This window comes from Streptomyces noursei, assembly GCF_001646665.1.
Taxonomy (GTDB): Bacteria; Actinomycetota; Actinomycetes; order Streptomycetales; family Streptomycetaceae; genus Streptomyces; species Streptomyces lavendulocolor.
On sequence record NZ_LWBU01000354.1, the window covers coordinates 1 to 303 of the forward strand.

Sequence of the window (303 nt, forward strand, 5' to 3'; positions counted from 1 at the left end):
CGCCCCGACATCCTCAAGATCGCCGTCACCCTGCGCGCCCTCGGCCGCACCGGCCTCGGCCGGCTCGTCGACCGCGTCTGCGACACCGCCCAGCACCTCGCCGACCTGGTCGACACCGACCCCTGCCTCGACCTGTACGCCCGCCCCACCCTCAGCACCGCCCTCTTCCGCCCCGCCGGCGCCCCCGCCCACACCGTCGCCCAGACCCCCCGCGCCCTCCTCACCCGCCGCCACGCCGTCCTCGGCCCCGCCCGCGCGGGCGGGCGCCTCTGGTTCAAAGCCACCCTCCTCAACCCCCACACC

Annotated in this window: 1 pseudogene; it reads left to right on the forward strand. The window is 77.6% G+C overall.

Features of this window, described 5'->3' with window-relative positions:
• A pseudogene (locus A4V12_RS24575) lies at window positions 1-303 on the forward strand (aspartate aminotransferase family protein); the annotation flags it as partial.